Below are 21,342 nucleotides of genomic sequence, written 5' to 3'. Positions count from 1 at the left end.
ATGTCCGCCGTCATGCCGACAGAACCTGCTGCGTCGAGTGCCGCGATGCGCAGGACCAAGTCCATCTCCGAGCGGCTGCACTATCTGTGGTACCTCAGCCGCCGCAGCCCGCTGACCCTCGTTGGCGCTGCCATCATCCTGCTCGTTCTCATCATGATCATCGCCGCACCGGTGGTCGCACCGTACAATCCCGACAAGGTTTCCCTGACGGCGCGCCTGTTGCCGCCAAGTGCCGCGCATTGGTTCGGCACGGACGAGGTTGGCCGCGACCTGTTCTCACGCGTGATCTATGGGGCGAGGGCGTCCTGCGGCGCCGCCTTCATGATCGTCCTGATTTCGATGTCGGTCGGGGTGCTGATCGGTTGTTTTTCCGGCGTGGTCGGCGGACCGGTCGACACCGCCATCATGCGGCTCATGGACGTCGTTCTTGCTCTGCCGGCGCTGGTGCTGGCCATGGCGCTGGCCGCAGCCCTTGGCCCGAGCCTGTTCAACTCCATGCTGGCCGTGGCGATCGTGCGTATTCCCGCCTATGTGCGTTTGGCCCGCGGTCAAACGCTTTCCTTGCGCGAGCAGGTCTTCGTGAAGGCGTCGCGCACCTTCGGCGCTTCGCCGTTCTACATCCTTCGCTGGCATATCCTGCCAAACGCGATGTCGCCGATCATCGTGCAGGCGACGCTCGATCTTGGCGGCGTCGTGCTGATCGCAGCCGCGCTTAGTTTCATCGGCCTCGGTGCCCAGCCGCCGACCTCCGAATGGGGCGCCCTGGTTAGCAGCGGCCGCAGCTACATGCTCGATCAGTGGTGGTACGCGACCTTCCCGGGTCTCGCCATTCTGGTCACGGCGATGGGGTGCAATCTGGTTGGCGACGGCATTCGCGATATGCTCGACCCGCGCTTGAGGGGCAGATGATGACAGGCACGGCAGAACGACGCGGCCAGGCGCTGGCCATTCACAACCTGTCTCTGGAGTTTCCCACCTTCAGCGGCGCGATCAAGGCGCTCGACAATGTGTCGATCAATGTCGGAAAGGCTGAGATCGTCGGGATCGTCGGCGAGTCAGGCTGCGGCAAATCGGTGACGACCATGGCCGCGACTGGGCTGCTGCCCAGGGGGCGCTACAGGATCACCGGCGGCTCGGTCAGGCTCTTTGGCCATAGCACCCTCGCCATGGACGACAGTCAGTTGCAGGATGTGCGCGGCAAGGTGTTCTCGACCATCTTTCAAGAGCCGATGAACGCGCTGAACCCGACGATCCGCATCGGCAAGCAGCTGACTGACGTCATCATGCGTCACGAGGAGACAAGCTTGCCGGATGCCAGGCGCATTGCGCGGGATATTCTCGCCGACATGCTGATCGGCGAGCCAGAGCGGGTCATGAAGCTCTACCCGTTCGAACTCTCCGGCGGCATGCGGCAGCGCGTGCTGATCGCCATGGCGTTCTCATGCAATCCCGGCCTCATCATCGCCGACGAGCCGACGACCGCGCTCGATGTCACCGTGCAGGCGGTGATCCTGAGGCTGATCCAGAACCGCGCGCGCCGCACCGGCACATCGGTCATCTTCATCTCGCACAACGTCGCCGTCGTGTCGCAGCTCTGCGACCGGCTCTACGTGATGTATGCCGGACGGATCGTTGAGCATGGTGCGACCCGCACCGTGCTCGAGGCGCCGCAGCACCCCTATACCCAGGCGCTATTGCGCTGTCTGCCGGATCGGGTGGCGCCAAAACAGGAGCTCGAAGCGATCCCAGGCGCGGTGCCTAATCTCCTGCATCCACCGGCGGGCTGCTATTTCCAGCCGCGATGCAAGGAAGCGGTTGATCTCTGTCGATCCCAGTCTCCGCAATTGGCTGGGGCCGATCGCCAACAGGTGGCGTGCTGGCGGCGCGGTGACGCGCGAGAACTGTCAGAGCAAGGGAGCCGGAAATGACCGCAGGCGTTGAAACGATGGCGCGGCCGGTTCTGGAGGTTTCCGATCTCCATGTCCGCTTCCCGGCGTCCCGCAACTGGCTCGGGCGCCCCACCTCGCATGTGCACGCAGTCAACGGCGTCACCCTTAGAGTTCGTGCCGGCAGAAGCCTCGGCATTGTCGGCGAATCCGGTTGCGGCAAGAGTACGCTCGCCCAGGCGATCATCGGACTTGCGCCTTACGAGCAGGGTAGGGTGGCGATTGACGGTCAGGATTTTCAGGCAGCGCAGGGCAGAGAGAAGCGCCAGCTGCGGCAGAAGATGCAGATCGTTTTCCAGGATCCGCAATCCTCGCTCGATCGGCGCCTGCCGGTCTGGCGGCTCATCAGCGAGCCGCTGCATATTCGCGGCGGGCATAGCAACGCCGAGCTGCATGCGAAGGCGGAACAACTGGCGACCGCTGTCGGTCTTAGGCCGGAACATCTCGATCGTCTGCCACACGAGTTTTCAGGCGGACAGCGCCAGCGCATTGCCATCGCCCGCGCCATCAGCACGGACCCCGACCTCATGGTGTTGGACGAACCGACATCGGCGCTCGACGTGTCGGTCCAGGCGCAGATCATCAACCTGCTTCTGAATCTGCAGCGGGAGCGGGGGCTCGCCTACCTCATGATCTCGCACGATGTCGCACTGGTGCGCCACTTCTGCGACGATGTCGCGGTGATGTATCTCGGCCAGATAGTTGAATCAGGCCCGGCCGACGTGGTGCTGGGCGATCCTCGGCACCCATATACGCAGACGCTTCTGGCCGCGGCTCCGAGTTTCGCAAGTCCCTTGCCGACCATTGCGGAGGTGCGGACCGCCGAGCTTCCAAACAACCGAAAACTGCCAACCGGTTGCTTCTACAAGGAACGCTGCGGCAAGGCTGCAGCCGGCTGCGAGGCGCCGCAGGTTCTCCAGCACCTAGGCGAGGGCGCACGCTGTGCAAGGTGTCATCTGGCGCAGGGGTGAGGCGCAGACGAGCGTTATAGACACACTCCGCCGACCGTTGGCACGGCTGGCGGGGTGGCCGCTCCATATCATTTGATGCGCTGTTCCGATATTTTAAGAAAGATAATTTTCGTATCGGAAAAATAATTTGATTGATATTTCCGACTGTGCATATTTGGAGCGGATCCCACCACTGCACTCGAACGAAGCGCGACCTACGCCGCCGGAGACTACATTGACCTGACCGATGCCGATCGGTGCCCCTGTCAGCTGCCGCTTCCGCATCTTTCCCCATGTCGGCGGACGCCGTCGCGCGTGCGGCAGTCCACGCGGCTACGAGCCGAAATGAATTTGATCTGATGAAAGAGGCCTAAGATGAAGAAGGAAGTCGAATGGGCGCGCATGACCGCACCCAGCCTGCGTGAACTCGCCGGAAAGCCGGGCGCGCTTGCCGTCCTGCCGATCGGTTCGCTGGAACAGCATGGGCCGCACCTGCCGGTCATTACCGACACAGCCAGCGCATCGGCCGCGGCCATCCGTGCCGCCCGTCTCGTGGCCGACGACATCCCGGTCGCCGTTCTTCCCGGCCTGTGGCTCGGCATGAGCGAACACCACCTGCCTTTCGGCGGCACCATCACGCTGGACTACGATACGCTGAGCCGCGTCATTCGCTGCATCGTCCGATCGCTGAAGACGCTCGGTTTCTCGCGGCTGTTCATCGTCAACGGTCACGGCGGCAACATGGACCCGCTCGCGGTTGCCGTGCGCGAACTGGCGGTCGAGTTCGCCATGCCGATCGTCGCCACAACGCCGTGGATGCTGGCGCCAGAGGAGGCCAGCAAGATCTTCGAGGTCGACACCGGTGCGCACCATGCCTGTGAGGGCGAAGCGTCGGTCATGCTGGCGATCGTTCCGGATGCGGTAAAGACCGAGATGTTCGGCCAGGCCTTCGGCAACCAGCAGCATCCCGTTGACGTACCTGCGGACGTGTCGCGCTTCTATTCCTTCGCCGAGCGGGCGCCGGTCACCGGCACCTGGGGCGATCCTCGCAGCGCAACCGCCGAAAAGGGCGAGCGCTTCCTCGACCTGCAGGCGAACGAGTTGGTGAAGCTGATCCGCAACGACGTGCTTTGGACCGCGCCAGACCCGGTCTGGACGCCAGGCCGTGGCCTCGGCACGACGGCCGGCAAAGCCGATTGACCTCAGCCGGCGAGACATCCGCCGGGCATTTCGCATTCCATTCCCAAGGGAGGACACGCCAATGACTTTGAAATTCGCGCGGACGCGCAAAACCCTTGTTTCCCTGTTTGCAGCAACCATGCTTTCGGGCGTGGCGCTGACGCCTGCCATGGCGAAGACGCTCGTCTATTGCTCGGAGGGCGCGCCAGAGGGGTTCGACGCAGCGCTCTACTCGGCCAACAGCACGTGGGATGCTTCGGCCGAGACGATCTACGATCGCCTCACTGAATTCGAGCCCGGCACCACCAACGTCGCCCCGGGCCTCGCCGAAAGCTGGACCATTTCCGAGGACAATCTCGAATACACACTGAAACTGCGGGAAGGCGTGAAGTTCCAGACGACGGATGATTTCACCCCGACACGGGATTTCAACGCAGACGACGTGCTCTTCACCTACATTCGCCAGTTGGACAAGGACGACCCGTGGAACAGCTACTTTCCTGGTGCGAACTGGGAAATGTTCAACGCGATGGACATGCCAACGGTCATCAAGGACATCGTCAAGGTCGATGAAAAGACCGTCAAGTTCGTGCTGAAGCAACCGGATGCGTCGCTTCCGGCGAAGCTTGCCCTGAACTTCGGCTCGATCATGTCGAAAGAGTATGCCGACAAGCTGGCGGCTGAGGGACGGCGCGAGGACCTCGACCGCAAGCCCGTCGGCACCGGGCCGTTCCGGTTTGTCGACTACCAGCAAGATGCGGCGATCCGCTTTGCAGCCAATGCAGACTATTGGGCCGGCGCGCCGAAGATCGACAATCTCATCTTCGCGATCACCACCGACCCGACGACACGCATGCAGAAACTTCAGGCGGGCGAATGCCATATCGCGCCGTACCCGGCGCCGGCCGATGTTGCCGGGCTGAAGGCAAAACCGGACCTGACGGTATTGGAACAACCGGGTCTCAACGTCTCCTATCTCGCGATGAACACCTTGGTCGCGCCGTTCGACAAGCTTGAGGTGCGCCGCGCCATCAACATGGCGATCGACCGCAAGGCGATCGTTGATTCCGTCTATCAGGGCATGGGCCAGGTCGCCAAAAGCGTCCTGCCGCCGACGATGTGGGGCTATAACGGCAGCATCGAGGGCTACAGCTACGATCCGGAAGCGGCAAAGAAGCTTCTCGACGGAGCCGGCGTCAAAGATCTGAAGATGAAAATCTGGGCGATGCCCGTCAGCCGTCCATACATGCCGAATGCTCGTCGCGCGGCCGAGCTGATGCAGGCGGACCTTGCCAAGGTCGGCATCGGCGTCGAGATCGTTTCCTATGAATGGGGCGAGTACCTGAAGAAGGTGCGCGACGAAGCGCGCGATGGCGCCGTCATCCTGGGCGGCACGAGCGACAACGGCGATCCCGACAATCTGCTCAGCTACTTCTTCAGCTGCTCGGGCGTTGGCGGCAGCAACAATGCCAACTGGTGCGACAAGCCGCTCGACGAGATCTTCCAGAAGGCGCGTACCAGCTCGGATCAGAGCGAGCGGACGAAACTGTACGAAGAAGCGCAGGCCATGATCAGCGACCAGGCACCTTGGGTTCCGATTGCTCATTCCACCGTTGTGCTGCCGATGTCGAAAAAGGTGAAGAACTACGTGATGGAACCCTTGGGTTCGCATCGATTCGACAAGGTCGATATCGAGGAATAATCCCAACACGTTGGGTTTCTGCGCGCCTGTTTCGGCAGGCGCGCACCATTGATATAATTTGAAAAAAGTCTCCCAGTTAAGTTCCATTGATGTGTCATCTGCGACGGCTGGCAGGTGAGTCTCGTATCCCGCTTAATCAGGTTCGTGGTTTCGCACGACAAGCAGAAGGGTCGCACGGTGTATCGACCGGAACAGGATTTTCTTGCCATTGGCTGGGGAAGTCCGAAGGCGCACAGAACGGCTCCGTCGCTTGAGAGTTCCCACTTTGCTTGCACATGCAACACGTCAAGCAAACCGTCTTACAATCTCAAGCAGGCGGTCGCAGGATCTCGCAAGCTGCCGTGGCGGCGCCGTGGCAAGGCCTAGAAGCAAGCCGGATTTTGCAGAATCCGGCGACGCGTACCAGGCCGAAAGCGGTGCGGGCGACATGCCGAAAGCCAACGTTTCTCTGGCAATAGCGAGATCCGGCGCCCCGTCCGGCAAACGCAACAGCACGGCCAATCCGGCAACTGTCGCTTCCTCTGGCCGCAGGGATTTCAGCAAGGCGTCGCGTTGGGCGGAGTAGACCCGCTTCGTCCGCCGGAGATGCCGCAAATAATGCCCCTCGCGCATGAACTCAGTGGCTGCAAGCTGCACGGACGGCCCGGGGGGCGGTGCGAGACAGGCTGCGACTTCCGCAAAACGGGAGGCGAGCGCCGGCGGCGCGACGAGAAAGCCGAGCCTGAGGGCCGGGCTGATGGTCTTGCTGAAGGAGCCGATGTGAATGACGCGTCCACCGCGGTCGAGGGAGGCGAGCGCCGGTGCGGCGCGGCCGTCGAGCTGCAACTCGCTGAGATAGTCGTCCTCGATCACCCAGGCCTGCGCCCCGGCCGCCCAGTCGAGAAGACGCAGTCGGCGTGCCAGCGATAGGGTGGACCCGAGCGGCGCCTGTTGCCCCGGGGTCGCGACAACCAGCGCTGCATCCGGGGCACGGCGTATGCCATGCTCGACGTTGACGCCATCGGCATCGACGGGGACCGGCACAATCTCCAGTCGCGCAAGCTCCAGCCCGCGCCGGGTGAATGGGAACCCTGGCTCCTCCATCCAGACCTTTTGCCCTTCGAGACCGAGGACGCGGAGCGCCATTCCAAGCCCGCTGGCGTATCCCCCGGTGATGATGATTTCGGAGGGCGAGCACTCGATGCGACGTGCGACGGCAAGATAGGCGGCAATTTCCCGGCGCAGTTCCAGTTCGCCGCGTGGGTCGGGATAGATCGCCGGAGCGCTCGTCTCCACGCGTACGGCGTGCGCGCGGATCCGCGCGAAGAGCGTTGCGGGAAAGGTTTCCTGCGCCGGTACGCCCATCTGGAAGATCGCCGGGCCGGCTGTCATCTCCCGATAGCGCTCCATGAACGAGCCGGGATCCGGCGGCGGCTCGATCCGCGCAACCGCTGCAGGACGAGCGGCGACGCGGGTCCCGGTCGAGCGTGAGGCGACGATGAGCTGGGCCGCGGAAAGCTTGTCGTAGGCCGTACGCACAGTGCCGCGTGCAACACCAAGCTGAGCGGCGAGATCCAGCCAGGACGGCAGACGCGCGCCTGGGGCAAGCACCCCGCTTTCGATCGCGGCGCTGATGCCCTTTCGTATCTGCTCGGCCAGTGGCGTCCGCGCCGACCGATCGAGGTTCAGTTCCAGCAGCTGATCCATGCTTTCCTGGTACACGTTGTTTGTCGGTTCTTGGTGCTTTTTTTAGAACCAGGAAGTCGTCATTTCTAGGGGCAGGAAGAAACGTCATCAGGACCACACGGAAAGGAGATCCCTGGCATGACCTTACGATTCTTCATTGGCGCTGCTGCCGCCGCCCTTGCAATCGTCACCACGCTGCCGGCCGCTGCGCATGATCCCGGCGACGTTGTCACGCCGCACTTCGAAAAGGCGATACCCAATATTCCGGGCAAGACCTTGACCGCCCTGATCGTCGACTATCCCCCAGGCGGTGCCTCGGTTCCCCACACGCATGCAAAGTCGTCCTTCATCTTCGCCTACGTTCTCTCCGGAGAAATCGTCTCCAAGGTCAATGACGGCCCGACGCAGACCTATCGCGCCGGCGAGAGCTGGTACGAGCCGCCGGCGTCCACCCACCTCGTCAGCCGCAACGCGAGCCAGACGACGCCGGCAAAGCTGCTGGCGGTGTTCGTCGCCGACAGCGATGAAAAAGAACTCACCACCCCGATCAAGTAGACCCGAACCCAAGGAACGGAACAATGAGCAAGCGTCTCGACTACAACCAGATTGCACCGGCCGGCGCCAAGGCCCTTGGCGGTGTCTACGGCTACGTCCTGCAAAGTGGCCTTCCGCCAGTGCTGGTCGAACTGGTCTATCTTCGCATCTCGCAGATCAACAATTGCGCCTACTGTCTCGACATGCACACCCGCGACCTCCTGAAAAAGGGCCAACAGATCGAAAAGATCGCATTGGTCCAGGCGTGGAGGGAAGCAGGCAACCTCTTCGACGCGCGTGAGCGGGCGGCCCTTGCCTGGGCCGAAACAGTCACACGCGTCGCCGAGACGGGTGTGCCGGACGAAGCCTACGAGGCTGCGTACGCCGAGTTCAACGAGCGTGAACTCACCGACCTCACGATCGCGATCGGCCTGATGAATGCCTACAACCGCATGGCGATCAGCTTCCGTAACACGCCACAGGCAGCACTTGAAAAGTAAAGGCGGGCGCACGCCCGAAACGCTCAAATTAAGGAGTTGGCTATGAAGATATTCATCGCGGGCGCCACAGGCGCCGTCGGCTCGCCGCTGGTGCGGGCGCTCTTGACCCTTGGCCATCAGGTGACCGGCATGACGCGCCCCGGCCCAGGCGTGGATCGTCTCCGCGAACTCGGGGCCGAGGCGTCGACCGCCGATGCCTTCGACCCCAGGCGGTCCATGAGGCAATCGCGGCAGCAGCGCCGGACGTCGTGATCGATCAACTTACCTGGCTTCCGGCCAACCCCGCCGACATCATCAAGGCCATGCCGGACGATACGCGCCTTCATCGCGAGGGCGGCGCCAACCTGCTCGCTGCGGCGGAGAAGCTGGGCGTTCGCCGCTACATCATGCAGTCTCGTGGCTTCTACCTCGATGCCCCGGCAGGACAACTCGCCGACGAGACCGCGAGGCTCAGCTACGACGCGCCCGGGGAGATCGGCGAGAGCACGCGCACCATCGGCGCCTATGAGGACCGTGTGCTCGCCTCGCCGTCGCTCGATGGCGTCGTCCTGCGCTACGGCTTCTTCTATGGGCCCGGTACCTGGTACCGGCCGGACGGAGCGATTGCCGATCAGGTTCGCAATGGCGAGGCGGTGATTATCGGCGAAGGAAATGCCGTTTGGTCGTTCGTCCATATCGATGACGCGATCGCTGCGACCGTCGCCGCGCTTACGGCCGAACCGGGGGTCTACAATATCGTCGACGACGACCCGATGCCCGTCGCCAAATGGCTCCCGGCTTTCGCTCGATGGGTTGATGCATCGGAGCCGGGGCGGGTCAGTGTGGAGGACGCGCTGAAGTCGGCCGGCGAGGAAGCGGTCTACGACCACACCCGTCTGACCGGCGCCGCGAACACGCGAGCGAAGGAAAAACTCGGCTTCGCACCCCGGCCGCTGCTATGGAAGTGCGCGTGATTGCCGCCCGACGGGGCAACGGAAATAGTCGGACCCGCTAGAGGGATAATTGCCACGACATCCAACCGCCGCCAACAACACAGAGGCGCTTCGCACGGACGTCGATCGCAGCGCTGCGATCATCGATCGCATTCCTGCTCGCCGCTGGGGCACCCCCGAGGATATCGGCGAGGCTGCCGTTTTCCTGCTGACGCCGGCTTCACGCTACCTGCATGGTGCCGTCATCCCGGCTGATGGCGGCTGGTTGGCGCGATGAACGGAGATTCGTTGGCGGGCCGTTCAGTGACGCGAGCACGAAGCGCTTCGAAGTGACCGGCTGGCGTTGGTGCGGCAGATGATGGAGCGGAAGCTGTCCGCCCGACGCACCTCGTCGAAACTGCCGGAACTGAGTGAGTTGGTCATGGCCATGCCGCTGGTCTCGGCCGGTATGGTCCACCAAGGCGTTCGACGTTGGGCCGAAGCAGCCCGCCGGATCGTCGGCGAGCTTGGCTTGCGGGAAATGACGGGAGGGGGAGGTCTCGCGCGTGGGGCGTCCTATAAAGATAACGAGTACCGAACGCCTGCCGCGGTATGCTCGCGGATGGAGCGGGATGCGGCGCGAGTACCATCGGTGTTCCGCACCCCGCTTTACTGACCCCGGGGAGGGTTAGCGAACGTAGATCGTCAGCCCGCCGTCAGTCGCCTGTTCAGCGCCGCCAATGTTGTCCATCTCGACGTTCTGCGCCTTCAGCTTTTCAGCCAAGGACTTGTTCGCTTTGACCGCCTCGAGAAGCGCCGCACGTTGTTCCGGCGTGGCATGCTCGACCCACATGCGCGTTTGGTTCTGCTCCGCAAGTGTGCTTACATCGACGACATTGATCTTGTCGCCGCTGTAGCTACGCACAGTTTGCTCAATCTCTTTAGGCCAGTCCATTGCGGCACCTTGACCGTGCACGATTCCAACGAAGCTAAGGGCGGAGAGGCTGGCAATCATAGAAAAAGTCGCAATGCGGTTCATTGTCATGCTCCTTCCTAGGTTTTGCGCTTGTGACGGGGTGGCAACCAAGCGCGGCTGCTCAAGCAACTCGTCCCAACTGAGATTACGCGAAACTCCACTGAGCGATATTGTCCTTAGGGGAAGTCGTCTGAACTTGCCGGCCGCTGGTAGGATCGACGGCCGATACTCTGCAAGTTTCACTGACCGGCTAAGGTCGGTGCGTCTTAGGATCATCCAGGGCCTCCACCGTCTCCAACACCGGCCCGAGGACCCAGTTGTACATCTCAGCGATATTGTGCTCCTCATGCGGATCCGGTTCGATGTTGAACACCTTAGGATAGCCTTTCATCGGTGCGGCACTGCTTCCCACGCCGCCCAGCAGCGTTGCGCCGCCAGGGCCGCTGCGGCTGGGTGCCACTTTGACGAAATAGGCCCGGAATTGCTTCCTGCGGACGGCGATCAGATCAGAGCCGACCAATGTCAGCAAATGTTCGCGACGTCCGCGTCATTGTCGCCGAGCAGCAGGTCGCTCAGGTCGATCCCGTCGAACGGCCGGTCGTCCCGGCACGTTGCCGCCCGCAAGCTTTGCGAATGTCGGGAAGAAGTCGATGATCGAGAACATCGCGTGGGAGAGTTGTGGCTTAATCCGTTGCGGCCGGCGGATCACCGGGGCCCATTGACGTAGAGAAAATACGTGTCTTGGGGCGCGCCCGGTGGATGCGGTAGCGAACGGGTCCCCGCAAGTTCGAGCGGCAAATCGGACAGGACGATGGCATGCGGCGAAAGGACCGCCGGGAGGCATCGGCTCAGTTTGGCGCTTGTCGCAATATTATTCGCTTCGACATATGAACCCATGTCCGCATGTGCCAGGATGACCTGTCCGCCAAAGCGGGTGGCTGCGGCAGCAAGCGTCTCCTCGATGTCGCCGAGCAGCAAATAGTTCTGTGGCGGCGTGCAGTCGGCGAAACAGTCGGTCTCGCGATCCAGCACATAGATCTCGCGCTCCGGGAGATGGATGCGCAAGTGGTCGTAGGTGCGACCGTGACCCAGACCCATCTCGAACACAATGCCCGGACGGCCGGCTATCTCTCTGAAGGCCCATTCGAGGCAGATGCGCTGGGCCTCCAGGCGGAAGAGCAATTTTTCGAGCCGGGAGTCCTTGCGTCTCCCTTCATCACGCGATTCTTTCGATCTGGCGTCCGTCGGCATACTTATCGTCCCTGGCGCGGTGCTATCATTTCTCAGGTGGCGGCGGCCTCTTTTCCAATCCGATCCATTGGTAGCGGTGAGCGGCTGAACCGACCTATGGTCCTTAGTCGGCCCTCGACCTACATCGGCGTGACGCCGTCGGTGGCAATATGATCGCGTTCAAACCAAAAGGCCCGCCTTCACAACGTATTGACGTTCAGAACCTCGTCATGTTTGCGGCGGGCGGATTGGGTGACCGCGCGAGGCTCGCCTTGTATTCCTCTACCGTCTTCAACAACGGCCCGAGGACCCAGTTATACATCTCGCCGATATTGTGCTCTTCGTGCGGATCCGACTCGATGTTGAACACCTTTGGGTAGCCATTCATCGGCGCAGCGCTTGATCCGACACCGCCCATCAAGATTGCACCGCCTGCGCCGCTGCGGCCAGGTGCTACGTCGGCAAAATAGGCCCGGAACTGTTTCCAGCGGACGGCGACCAGGTCGGAGCCGACGAAGGTCAGCAAATGCTGGCGATGTCCGCTGTCATTGTCGCCGAGCAGCAGGTCGCTCTGGTCGATCCCATCGAACGGCCGGTCGTCCGGCACCTTGCCGCCCGCAAGCTTCGCGAATGTCGGGAAGAAATCCATGATCGAGAACATCGCATAGGAGGATCGCGGCTTGATCCGTTGCGGCCAGCGGATCACCGCGGCGGTGCGGATCGCGCCCTCGCTGACGTCGCCCAGCGCGCCACGATAGGGTCCTGTCGTTCCCATATCCGGCATGTCGGTGCCGAACCGGCTCGCACCGGGGCCGTCCGGTCCATTGTCGGAGGCGAAGACCACGATGGTGTCTTCCTCAATGCCAAGATCCTTCAATGCGTCGAGCATCGTGCCGACGATCGCGTCGCCCTCCATCAGGGAGTCGCCGAACTGGCCGATGCGGGAAGCTCCTTCGAAGCGCTTCGAGGGGAGGTTCGGAAAGTGCGTCCGGGAAATCGGCAGATACAAGAAGAACGGCTTGCCGGCCGCCTTTTGGCGCCTCATGAAATCGACGCCGCGGTCCACCAGTTCCCAGTCGATCCCGCGACGCACTTCCTCGGTATAGGGTTTCACCAGCTTCACCGGCTCTCCCCGTTTGGCCTCGACGATGTGCGGCCCCTTGTCGAGCGGGACGTCGATGGACTTGGTCTGATGGCCCTGGCGGATCATCCCGAACGCGTCCCAGGTGTCACCAGGAGGGATTCCGTAAAACTCGTCGAAGCCCTGGTTCTGCGGCTGGCTATAGACCTGGGCGCCAAGATGCCACTTGCCGAAGATCGCCGTGGCGTAGCCGGCGTCGTGCAACATTTCCGCCATGGTGATTTCCTTGTCCGGCAGCGAGAAAGGCGTGCCTGCGACCGCGACCAGCGATAGCCCGGAGCGGATGGAATAGCGACCTGTCATCAAAGCGGCGCGCGACGGCGTGCAGGATGGCTCGACCAGGAACTGCGTCAGCCGCAGGCCCTCTGCGGCGAGCTGGTCGATGCGCGGCGTCGGCGACCCGCGCAGCTCCCCGCCGCCGTAGACGCCGATGTCGCCGTAGCCGATGTTGTCGGCGAGAACGAAGAGGATGTTTGGCGTCGATTGCTGCGCAGATGCTGTTCCGACAGGCAACGCATTGGCAACGAGACAGGAGCCGATCGCCAATACAAAGCACATTCCCCGCCACGGTCCGAGCCACTTCATGTTTCGTCTCCCCTTTAGAAACCGCCGTCCGCGAGTGCTGCTTCGGAGCGGCTTCCGCTGGCTCGTCATTCAATCGTCGGGCGAAACCGTCATCGCCCTTTCGATGGCGTCGATCAGGGATTCGGCCGGGAACGGCTTGTGCAGATAGGCGACGCAGCCCGCTTTGACCGCCTCCTGTTCGAGCGCCTGATCGTCGACGGCGGTGATGAAGATGACCTTTATCTTCGAGCCGCCGTCCTTCAGCCGGTGCCAGAGTTCGATGCCGGATATGCCGCCGAGATGGACATCGAGCACGATGCAGCCGATTTCGCTCGACGTGGCGCGGTTCAGAAAGGCCTCGGCCGAGGCATATCCTTCCGTCGCGAAACCATGCGCGTTCAACAGCCGCGCGACGCTCTTGCGCATGCTCGGATCGTCTTCCACGACGGCCACTTTGCGTGGTTGGCTTTCCAAGGGATGCCTTTCTGAGGCCCATGCGGAAAGGCATGTCCAGCCCCGATCATGACGATCGTATGACCAACGTCGAAGGCTGGATATTGTCCTATGGGGAAGCGCGGCGAACAGCACCGTGCGCATCATCAGACGGTTTTGCTGTCAGGTCGAGAAGTCCCAGTCTCTCTGCGATCGACACGGCCTCGGCCAGCGAATGCACGCCAAGCTTTTCCATGACGTTGTGCCGGTGCGCCTTGACGGTTCGTTCGGAGGTGCCGAGTTCGTAAGCGATCTGCTTATTGAGCTTGCCGCGGACGATCAGGCCGAAAACGTCGAACTCGCGTGGCGTCAGGGCGTCCAGACGCGCCTGGAGTGTATGGACGCGATTGTGTTCGGCGCGCCGTATCTCTGAGCGAAGCAGCGCCCGCTCGACGGCCCCCAGCAACGCCTCCCTCGAGGCCGGTTTCTCCAGGAAATCTTCGGCGCCGGCCTTCATCGCCCGGACGCTCGCCTTGATGTCGCCTCGCCCCGTCAGAAACACGGTCGGCAGCAGTGGTGCTTTCTCGGTGAGCCGGTCCTGCAACTCGAGCCCGCTCAGACCTGGCATCTGCAGGTCGAGGAGGATGCATCCGGGGTCGGAGCCCGACAGGTTGGCCAAAAGCTCTTCGCCCGAGCCGTAGGTGACGACGCGATAGCCGGATGCCTCCATCAACCGTGCCAGCGCGGTGCGATAGGAGTTGTCGTCGTCGACGATATGAATGATGGGTTCCAATTGGGTCATCCGTGCTGAGCAAGCGGCAGGACGAAACGAAACACGGCGCCGCCTTCGGCACGATTGTCCGCCCATATCTTGCCGCCATAGGTTTCGATAATCGCGCGGGCGATCGAGAGACCCAGCCCGGTGCCTGTCGGCTTGGTCGTGTAGAACGCATGGAAAACATGGTCGAGCTGGTCGCTCGGGATGCCGCGGCCGGTATCGGAGATCGACAGCTCGACCTCGGAATTCTCGATCAGCGCCGTCCGAAAGACCAGCTTCCGCTCGGTCGTCGCCGCATCGACCATGGCGTCCATCGCATTGGTGGCGAGGTTGAGAATGACTTGCTGGAGATGTACCTTGTCGGCCCGCACCGGCAGCGCCCGGGTCGGGTCGCTGGAGCTGACGACGATGCTTTTTTGTCCCGCCTCGGCGTGGAGGATATGGATCGCGCTGTTGACCACCTCATTCAGGTCGAATTCCTGCCAGTCGATCTCGCTTCGCTTCTGCAGCAGTCCCCGCAGTCGAACAATGATATCGCTGGCGCGCTGGTCGTCCTCGCGGATGTCGATGAGAATCTGCCGGATGAGGTCGAGATCCGGCTGCTCTTTCCGAAGCAGGATTTCGAGGGCATCGACATTGCTGCGGATCGCTCCGAGCGGCTGGTTCAGTTCATGGGCGATCGATGCCGACAGGGCTCCCGCCGTTGCCGACTGGTTGAGATGCACGAGTTCGAGCAGACGAAGCCGCGCTTCCTGCTCCGCGGCCAGCCGGCGCTGCCGCTCGACCAGAAGCACCGTGATGATCGCCCCCTGAAGCGCAAGCGCTGCAACGATGCCGATGATCGCCGCCCAGTATTCCTCCCAGAGGCTCTTCTCCTTGAAGCTCAGGACGGTTCCGGCAGGAAGCCCGCTCTCCGGCAAGCCCCAGCGCGTCAACTCTCTCGCATCGGCGACAAAGGTTTTCGGCACGTTGACGCTGGCGATCGGTTTTCCCGCGATCGCGTCGAGGGCGAGTTCGGCGACCGCCGTTCCGACCGACTCGAAGGTGACGGTATTACCGCCGACGGCGCCATGGCCGATATACGTGGAATAGGGACCGTAGACGGGAGCGCTCGCCTTGGCGGCAATCCGTTCGAGCGCGTTGCGCGGAATGAAGTTCCTGCCGCTGCGATCGGTAAAGACGGTCAGAACCAGAATGATGCTCCCTTCCGGCACACGCGAGGCGCGGTCTGCGAATTCATCGATGGTCAAATCCTCGACGTAGGTCGTTTTAAGACCGCTTGCGGGGCCGGGGAGATCCGAGCGCGCCGTCGCAAGCCAGGAGCGGTCGAAATCCGAGGACCCGCCGATGATGACGAGATCGCGGGCTTCCGGCTGGAGACCGCGCGCCATGAGAAGGGTTTTTGCGATGTCATACTCGCTGAAAGCCCCGACGACGTCGCTCGGCAGACTCAACTTCACGGCGTCCGCGCTGCTGAAGCCGCAGAACACGATCTTCGCATCCGGGGCGATCGCATGCCGGTACTTGACGATGAAGCCCGTTGCCTCCTCACCAAGCGCAATCACTACATCCGGACGTCGGTCGGCGTATTTCTCACTGAGATATCGCGCCATCCGGTCGATGTGAACCTTCTCGGGGAATCTGGAAAGATCGAGAAATTCCGAGAACAGATCGACCTTGCCCATTGTCGCCTGCTGCAGTCGATGTCTCAGGGTCTCGCCAGCAATGGTCGTTGCCGGGATTTTCTCGTCATAGGGATAGAGGATGAGGATGCGTGGCACCTGGTCCACGATCTCCGCCGACAAGGGCTCGGCCATCACAACGATCAAGAGCAACAGAAGGCAACGAAATGCGGATGCGATCCGGGTGAACGGGCTCGATGGTTTCGTCGATGCACGAGCCATATTGAACGTCCTTTGCGCCATTCTCCGTCAATGCGTTCGGAGGTGACGATGCGGCCGGGGCGATTGCCCGTCGGCGTTCAACTATTTCAAAAATTAGTCCGGCCCCCGCGCCGAAACCTTCCTGCCCTGCGTACGGCTTCCACACCCAATGCGATTGCTGACCGATCCATACCGCGCCAACTCGTGCGCGCTGCCCCAAAGGACAATACCGCCGAGGCGCGTTCCTGACTAGGCTGCGATGCGATGAATAGCTTTCGCGTAAGTAGCAATTGCGTGAACTCGGCGTAGTTCCAGTTTCGACGACAACAGACGCGCGGCGTGCTTCGGTGCATCCATCAATGCAAGGTCTGCATGTGGTCAGGCCACCGTCAGCTATCTTCGGCTGGCAGAGTGCGTCATCACACGTTCGTCGGGGGGACCGGCAATGAGTCGCACAACCATAAATTATGGTCTTGGTGCGTTGAGGAGAAGTGTCGGACACGCACGCTGAGAAGTCCCTTCGAGGAAACTGCTCCGCTGTGTCGACGATAACAATCGACCCGCCTGCGATAACTGGAAGATGCGGCATGAGGCGTTGCCATATGGGGCGCAGGCTGCCGGCCCATTTCGGGCAGCCAGGAAGGGAATCGAGACCATGAGCAAGATGAAAAACATCTGGTTTGGTCTGCTGGCTTCCACTTTTGTTGCGTCAGCAGCAATCATGCCGGCAGCCGCGCAAGATCAGCAAAAACCCAACATTGTCGTCATCATGGGCGATGATGTTGGCTGGTTCAACATTGGCGCCTATCACCGGGGCATCATGTCCGGGAAGACGCCGAACCTCGACAAGCTTGCCTCCGAGGGCATGCTATTTACCGACTACTACGCGGAAGCGAGCTGCACTGCGGGCCGAGCAAGCTTCATCACAGGTGAAATCCCGTTGCGCACCGGCTTGACGACGGTCGGACAAGCGGGGGCAGACGTCGGCATGCCGGACAAGGCCGCAACCATTGCCGCCGCCCTCAAGACCGAGGGCTACGCCACCGGTCAATTCGGTAAGAACCATCTCGGCGATTTGAACAAGTTCCTGCCAACGCTGCATGGCTTCGATGAGTTCTTCGGGTACCTGTATCACCTCGATGCGATGTCAGACCCCTACTGGTATTCGTTCCCGAATGACCAATCGTACCGGGACAAAGTGGGGCCGCGCAATTTGGTCCACAGCTTTGCAACGGACACGGACGACACGACCGAGCAGCCGCGTTGGGGCAAGATCGGCAAGCAGCGGATCGTCGACGAGGGACCTCTGGCGCCATTCGCCGACATGACCAACGTGCCGAACATGCATGACATCACGCCCAAGGCAAAGTACGACATGGGGACGTTCGACGAAGTGCTGGTCAAGGCCTCGTGCGACTTCATGGACAAGGCCAAGACTGACGGCAAACCGTTCTTTGTCTGGCACAACACGACGCGCATGCACGTCTGGACGTTTCTGTCGCCAAAATACCAGGCGCTCATGAACAGCGACAGCAATTACGGCCTCGAAGAAGCCGGCATGGCGCAACTGGATGACAGCGTCGGCGCCATCATGAAGTGTGTGGAGGATGCGGGCGAGACCGACAACACCATCGTCATCTTTACAACCGACAATGGGGCGGAGGTATTTACCTGGCCCGACGGTGGCATGACCCCGTTCAAGGGCACCAAGGGTACGGTGATGGAAGGCGGCTTTCGGGCACCGGCAATCATCCGCTGGCCGGGTAAAGTCAGGCCGGGCACTGTCGAGAACGGCATCTTCTCCGCTCTGGATTGGTTCCCCACGCTGGCGGCGGCAGCTGGCAACACCGAGATCACTGAGCAGTTGCTCAAGGGTGTGAAGCTGGGCGACAGGACCTACAAGAATCACCTTGATGGCTACAATCAGTTGGACCTGCTGGTGGGCAAATCCCCATCCGCACGGCATGAATTTTTCTACTTCGGCGGCCCTTCTCTGGGGGCGGTTCGCATCGACAACTTCAAGTTCCAGTTCTTCCAACAGCCGCAGGGCTGGCCCGGTGGGAAGGTCACAACGGACATGCCCACTATGGTGAATATCCGCCAGGACCCATTCGAGCGGACACCATCGATCGGCGGCCAAAGCCTCAATGACCTCGGCGGAGGCTATATGAATGACTTCTTCGCACGCGAGTTCTGGCGGTTCGTCAGCGTCCAGCAGGAGGTCGCAAAACTGGCGCTCACGGCGATTGACTATCCGCCGATGCAAGACCCGGCTTCGTTCAATCTTGATGCTGTCAAGAAGCAGATCGACGCCGCAATTAAGAACAAGCCAGGTAACTAGAAGGCCCGCTCAACACGACGGGCGGTTTTCCAGGGCCGCCCGTCTGGTTTCAAGGCACAGTCCTCCGCATGTCTCAAGGGACGATGCGGGAATCTGGACACCTAACCGATGGAGGGGTCGTTATGACTTTGGGACGTAACTTCCTCAGACTGGCCGGCGGAGTCGTGCTTGGCCTGGCAACGTTGTTTGTTGTTGCCTCGGCGCAGGCCCAGACCGCTCCGCTGCCGTCGTGGAATGACACCGTCCCGAAGGCGGCCATCGTCGCCTTCGTCGAGAAGGTGACCAAGGAAAACTCGCCCGACTTCGCTCCCGAACCGGAGCGCATCGCCGTTTTCGACAATGACGCCACGCTGTGGGTCGAGCATCCGATGTACACCCAACTCGCCTTCGCACTCGACCGCGTGAAGGCCGAGGCAGCTTCCCATCCCGAATGGACGGACACGCAGCCGTTCATGCGCTGCCCCAAAGGACAATATCGCTGAGGCGCAATCCTGACTAGGCTCCGATGCGATGGGTGGCGTTCGCATAGGTAGCGATTACGTGAACTGGGCATAATTCCAATTTCAACGGACAGCAGACGCGAATGCTCCGGCGTGCTTCCGGCGCATCCGTCAATGCAAGGTTTTACATGCGGTCGCCGAATTTCGATGGATTGTCGTCCATGCGTCCAGAGTGTCCTTTGTGCGCTCCCCCTTGAACGCGCGGCGCTCCAGCGCGAAGGCCACCGCAACGGATATCTTCCGAACGGGAGATGTGTATTCACCGGAGGAGCTGAAAATGATCCGCAAAAGCCTTAGTTACAGTCTCGGTGCGTTGACGACTGTGGCGTTTCTCTGGGGCGCGATCGCCCCGGCGCAAGCTCAGGAGACGAGAAAGCCGAACATCCTGTTCATCATGGGCGACGACATCGGCTGGATGCAGCCGAGCATCTATCATCAAGGCATTGCGGTGGGAGAAACGCCCAACATTGACCGCATCGGCAATGAGGGTGCGAAGTTCATGACGTACTACGCCGAGCAGAGCTGCACGGCCGGACGCACTGCCTTCCTCACCGGCATGCAGCCGGTGCGCGTCGGCATGGTCCTACCGGAAATTCCCGGAAGCCCGTCCTACTTGCGGACCGGCACGCCTTCGCTCGCCAAGTTCCTATTCGATCTCGGCTACAACACCGGCGAGTTTGGCAAGAACCATCTCGGAGATCACACTGAATCCCTGCCGACCGCGCACGGCTTCCAGGAGTTCTGGGGGTATCTGTATCACCTCGACGCCATGCAGGGAGTAAGCTTCCCTGATATCAACAGGACACCGACCGAGCAGACACTCGCGCCGCCTTGCAAGAACACGCCGATCCCAGGACTTGCAGAGGATCCCGCGGCCGTTGATCCCAAGACGACAACTTGCCTGACGCCACCGCGGCCGATGCTCGCGTGCACATCGTCCGACGGGACTGCGGCGAACCAAAGCTGCAAGGATCAGGGCCCGCTGACGCTGGAGCGATCGAAGACCGTGGACGAGGAGATCTCGGCCAAGGTTATCGACTTCCTCGACCGCAACGATCCCGAGAAGACGAAGAAGCCGTTCTTTGTCTGGTACAACCCGGCCCGTATGCACATCACGACCGTGCTCCCGGACAAGTACCTGGCCATGGTCGGCGAGCCTGGCGGCAAGGACTGGGGCGTCAACGAAGCCGGCATGAAGCAGATGGACGACAACATCGGCTACGTGCTGAAAAAGCTTGAGGAGATGGGTGAGCTCGACAATACCATCATCGTCTTCACCACCGATAACGGCGCCGAGACGATCACCTTCCCCGACGGCGGCACCACCCCCTTCAAGGGCGGCAAGCTGTCCACCTGGGAAGGCGGCATGCGCGCGCCGCTGGTTGTACGCTGGCCCGGGCATATCGAGCCCAGAACGGTGAAGAACGAGATGTTCGCCGCTCTCGACTGGCTGCCCACCTTGGTCGACATTGCCGGCGGCCCCAAGGGCAACGAGCTGAAGGCGCGGATCGAGAAGGGCGAGTATCCTGGCATCGCCAAGACCACGCTCGACGGGGTCAACCAGCGCGACTACCTGGAAGGCAAGTCGGAAAAATCCGCGCGCGACCACTTCTTGTACTACTCCGGTAAGGAGCCGTCGGCAGTGCGATACAAGAACTGGAAGATGTACTTCGCGATGGTGTCGGACGACCCGGCTGGCTTTATCACGGGCGTGGTCCCCTACGCCTGGACGCAGGTCGTCAACATCAAGCGCGATCCTTTCGAGACTTCGGTCGGACAACAGTTGAAGACGCTCTTCGGTACGGGCGGAGCCATCGCATCACCGTCCACCGCCTACGTCTACGATTGGAACATGCTACCCATCGGGCAGCAGTTGTGGCTGAAGCACCTCCAGACCTACGTCGACTTCCCGCCGATGCAGGACCCGGCAAGCTACAATCTGGAGCAGGTCATGCAGCAGGTCCGGGAAATGAAGACCGGTCACGACTGACGCGCCAATGGGCGTACGACATGGCGGGGCGGCCCAGGACGGCCGCCTGCCAACCGGACGCGCTGCGGATCGCTCTGTATTTTTCACGGGAAAGTAGCGGAACGACCCCCAAGGCGCTTG

Annotated in this window: 17 protein-coding genes and 4 pseudogenes; 13 read left to right on the top strand and 8 right to left on the bottom strand. The window is 61.7% G+C overall.

What is annotated here, in order from left to right; genetic code table 11:
* From ddpC to IB265_RS30135, 5 genes are all read left to right on the top strand, one after another.
* A complete protein-coding gene (ddpC, locus tag IB265_RS30155) occupies positions 1–909 on the top strand; it encodes a D,D-dipeptide ABC transporter permease (protein ID WP_057249686.1) in 909 nt (302 codons plus the stop codon).
* Positions 909–1,928 (top strand): ABC transporter ATP-binding protein, encoded by a 1,020-nt coding sequence (locus IB265_RS30150; protein WP_057249725.1) that lies wholly within the window; start codon positions 909–911, stop codon positions 1,926–1,928. Before ddpC ends, IB265_RS30150 begins: the two co-directional genes overlap by 1 nt.
* Positions 1,925–2,917: an oligopeptide/dipeptide ABC transporter ATP-binding protein gene (locus IB265_RS30145; protein ID WP_244495582.1), complete on the top strand. Its 993-nt coding sequence runs from the start codon at positions 1,925–1,927 to the stop codon at positions 2,915–2,917. The genes IB265_RS30150 and IB265_RS30145 overlap by 4 nt, the downstream gene beginning before the upstream one ends.
* Before the next feature lie 354 nt (positions 2,918–3,271).
* Positions 3,272–4,096 (top strand): creatininase family protein, encoded by an 825-nt coding sequence (locus IB265_RS30140; RefSeq protein WP_057249688.1) that lies wholly within the window; start codon positions 3,272–3,274, stop codon positions 4,094–4,096.
* Between the two features lie 61 nt (positions 4,097–4,157).
* Positions 4,158–5,777, top strand: a complete 1,620-nt coding sequence (locus tag IB265_RS30135) for an ABC transporter substrate-binding protein (protein WP_192495609.1) — start codon at positions 4,158–4,160, stop codon at positions 5,775–5,777.
* 285 nt (positions 5,778–6,062) lie between these two features.
* Here the strand turns inward: IB265_RS30135 and IB265_RS30130 are convergent, their stop codons facing one another.
* Positions 6,063–7,463, bottom strand: a complete 1,401-nt coding sequence (locus IB265_RS30130; protein ID WP_057249692.1) for a PLP-dependent aminotransferase family protein — start codon at positions 7,461–7,463, stop codon at positions 6,063–6,065.
* Positions 7,464–7,580: 117 nt separating this feature from the next.
* Between IB265_RS30130 and IB265_RS30125 the strand changes: the two genes are divergently transcribed.
* The 5 genes and pseudogenes from IB265_RS30125 to IB265_RS30105 form a co-directional block, all read left to right on the top strand.
* Positions 7,581–7,997, top strand: a complete 417-nt coding sequence (locus tag IB265_RS30125; RefSeq protein ID WP_112996009.1) for a cupin domain-containing protein — start codon at positions 7,581–7,583, stop codon at positions 7,995–7,997.
* A gap of 23 nt (positions 7,998–8,020) precedes the next feature.
* On the top strand, positions 8,021–8,476 hold the full coding sequence (locus IB265_RS30120) for a carboxymuconolactone decarboxylase family protein (RefSeq protein WP_192495608.1): 456 nt from the start codon (positions 8,021–8,023) through the stop codon (positions 8,474–8,476).
* 42 nt (positions 8,477–8,518) lie between these two features.
* Positions 8,519–9,429: pseudogene (locus IB265_RS30115) on the top strand (NAD-dependent epimerase/dehydratase family protein).
* Between the two features lie 73 nt (positions 9,430–9,502).
* Positions 9,503–9,685 (top strand): annotated as a pseudogene (locus IB265_RS30110) (SDR family oxidoreductase); the annotation flags it as partial.
* A gap of 54 nt (positions 9,686–9,739) precedes the next feature.
* Positions 9,740–9,969: pseudogene (locus IB265_RS30105) on the top strand (helix-turn-helix domain-containing protein); the annotation flags it as partial.
* Positions 9,970–10,075: 106 nt separating this feature from the next.
* On the opposite strand, the gene IB265_RS30100 reads toward IB265_RS30105, so the two are convergent.
* From IB265_RS30100 to IB265_RS30070, 7 genes are all read right to left on the bottom strand, one after another.
* Positions 10,076–10,426 (bottom strand): hypothetical protein, encoded by a 351-nt coding sequence (locus IB265_RS30100; RefSeq protein WP_058328599.1) that lies wholly within the window; start codon positions 10,424–10,426, stop codon positions 10,076–10,078.
* A 187-nt stretch (positions 10,427–10,613) separates the two neighbouring features.
* Positions 10,614–10,892, bottom strand: a complete 279-nt coding sequence (locus tag IB265_RS30095; protein ID WP_192495607.1) for a hypothetical protein — start codon at positions 10,890–10,892, stop codon at positions 10,614–10,616.
* Between the two features lie 176 nt (positions 10,893–11,068).
* Positions 11,069–11,614: a class I SAM-dependent methyltransferase gene (locus IB265_RS30090; RefSeq protein WP_113132769.1), complete on the bottom strand. Its 546-nt coding sequence runs from the start codon at positions 11,612–11,614 to the stop codon at positions 11,069–11,071.
* Positions 11,615–11,810: 196 nt separating this feature from the next.
* The gene (locus IB265_RS30085) at positions 11,811–13,319 is read right to left on the bottom strand and encodes an arylsulfatase (RefSeq protein WP_246806088.1); all 1,509 of its coding nucleotides are present in this window, start codon (positions 13,317–13,319) and stop codon (positions 11,811–11,813) included.
* Positions 13,320–13,388: 69 nt separating this feature from the next.
* Positions 13,389–13,772, bottom strand: coding sequence for a response regulator transcription factor (locus tag IB265_RS30080; protein WP_057252239.1), 384 nt, complete (start codon positions 13,770–13,772; stop codon positions 13,389–13,391).
* A gap of 88 nt (positions 13,773–13,860) precedes the next feature.
* The gene (locus IB265_RS30075; RefSeq protein WP_192495606.1) at positions 13,861–14,532 is read right to left on the bottom strand and encodes a response regulator transcription factor; all 672 of its coding nucleotides are present in this window, start codon (positions 14,530–14,532) and stop codon (positions 13,861–13,863) included.
* Positions 14,529–16,412, bottom strand: a complete 1,884-nt coding sequence (locus IB265_RS30070; RefSeq protein ID WP_192495605.1) for a sensor histidine kinase — start codon at positions 16,410–16,412, stop codon at positions 14,529–14,531. The genes IB265_RS30075 and IB265_RS30070 overlap by 4 nt, the downstream gene beginning before the upstream one ends.
* A 634-nt stretch (positions 16,413–17,046) precedes the next feature.
* On the opposite strand from IB265_RS30070, the gene IB265_RS30065 reads away from it, so the two are divergent.
* The 3 genes and pseudogenes from IB265_RS30065 to IB265_RS30055 all read left to right on the top strand — a co-directional run bounded on the left by IB265_RS30065 (position 17,047) and on the right by IB265_RS30055 (position 21,222).
* Positions 17,047–18,732, top strand: a complete 1,686-nt coding sequence (locus tag IB265_RS30065) for an arylsulfatase (RefSeq protein WP_057252242.1) — start codon at positions 17,047–17,049, stop codon at positions 18,730–18,732.
* Between the two features lie 122 nt (positions 18,733–18,854).
* Positions 18,855–19,211: pseudogene (locus tag IB265_RS30060) on the top strand (haloacid dehalogenase-like hydrolase); the annotation flags it as partial.
* A gap of 298 nt (positions 19,212–19,509) precedes the next feature.
* A complete protein-coding gene (locus tag IB265_RS30055; RefSeq protein ID WP_256436678.1) occupies positions 19,510–21,222 on the top strand; it encodes an arylsulfatase in 1,713 nt (570 codons plus the stop codon).
* The last annotated feature ends 120 nt before the right edge of the window (positions 21,223–21,342 follow it).

Origin of the sequence: Ensifer sp. ENS10, from assembly GCF_014852025.1 — a bacterium.
Classification (GTDB): domain Bacteria; phylum Pseudomonadota; class Alphaproteobacteria; order Rhizobiales; family Rhizobiaceae; genus Ensifer.
The sequence above is the reverse complement of the archived record's forward strand: the minus strand, read 5'-3'. Positions and strand labels throughout refer to the sequence as shown.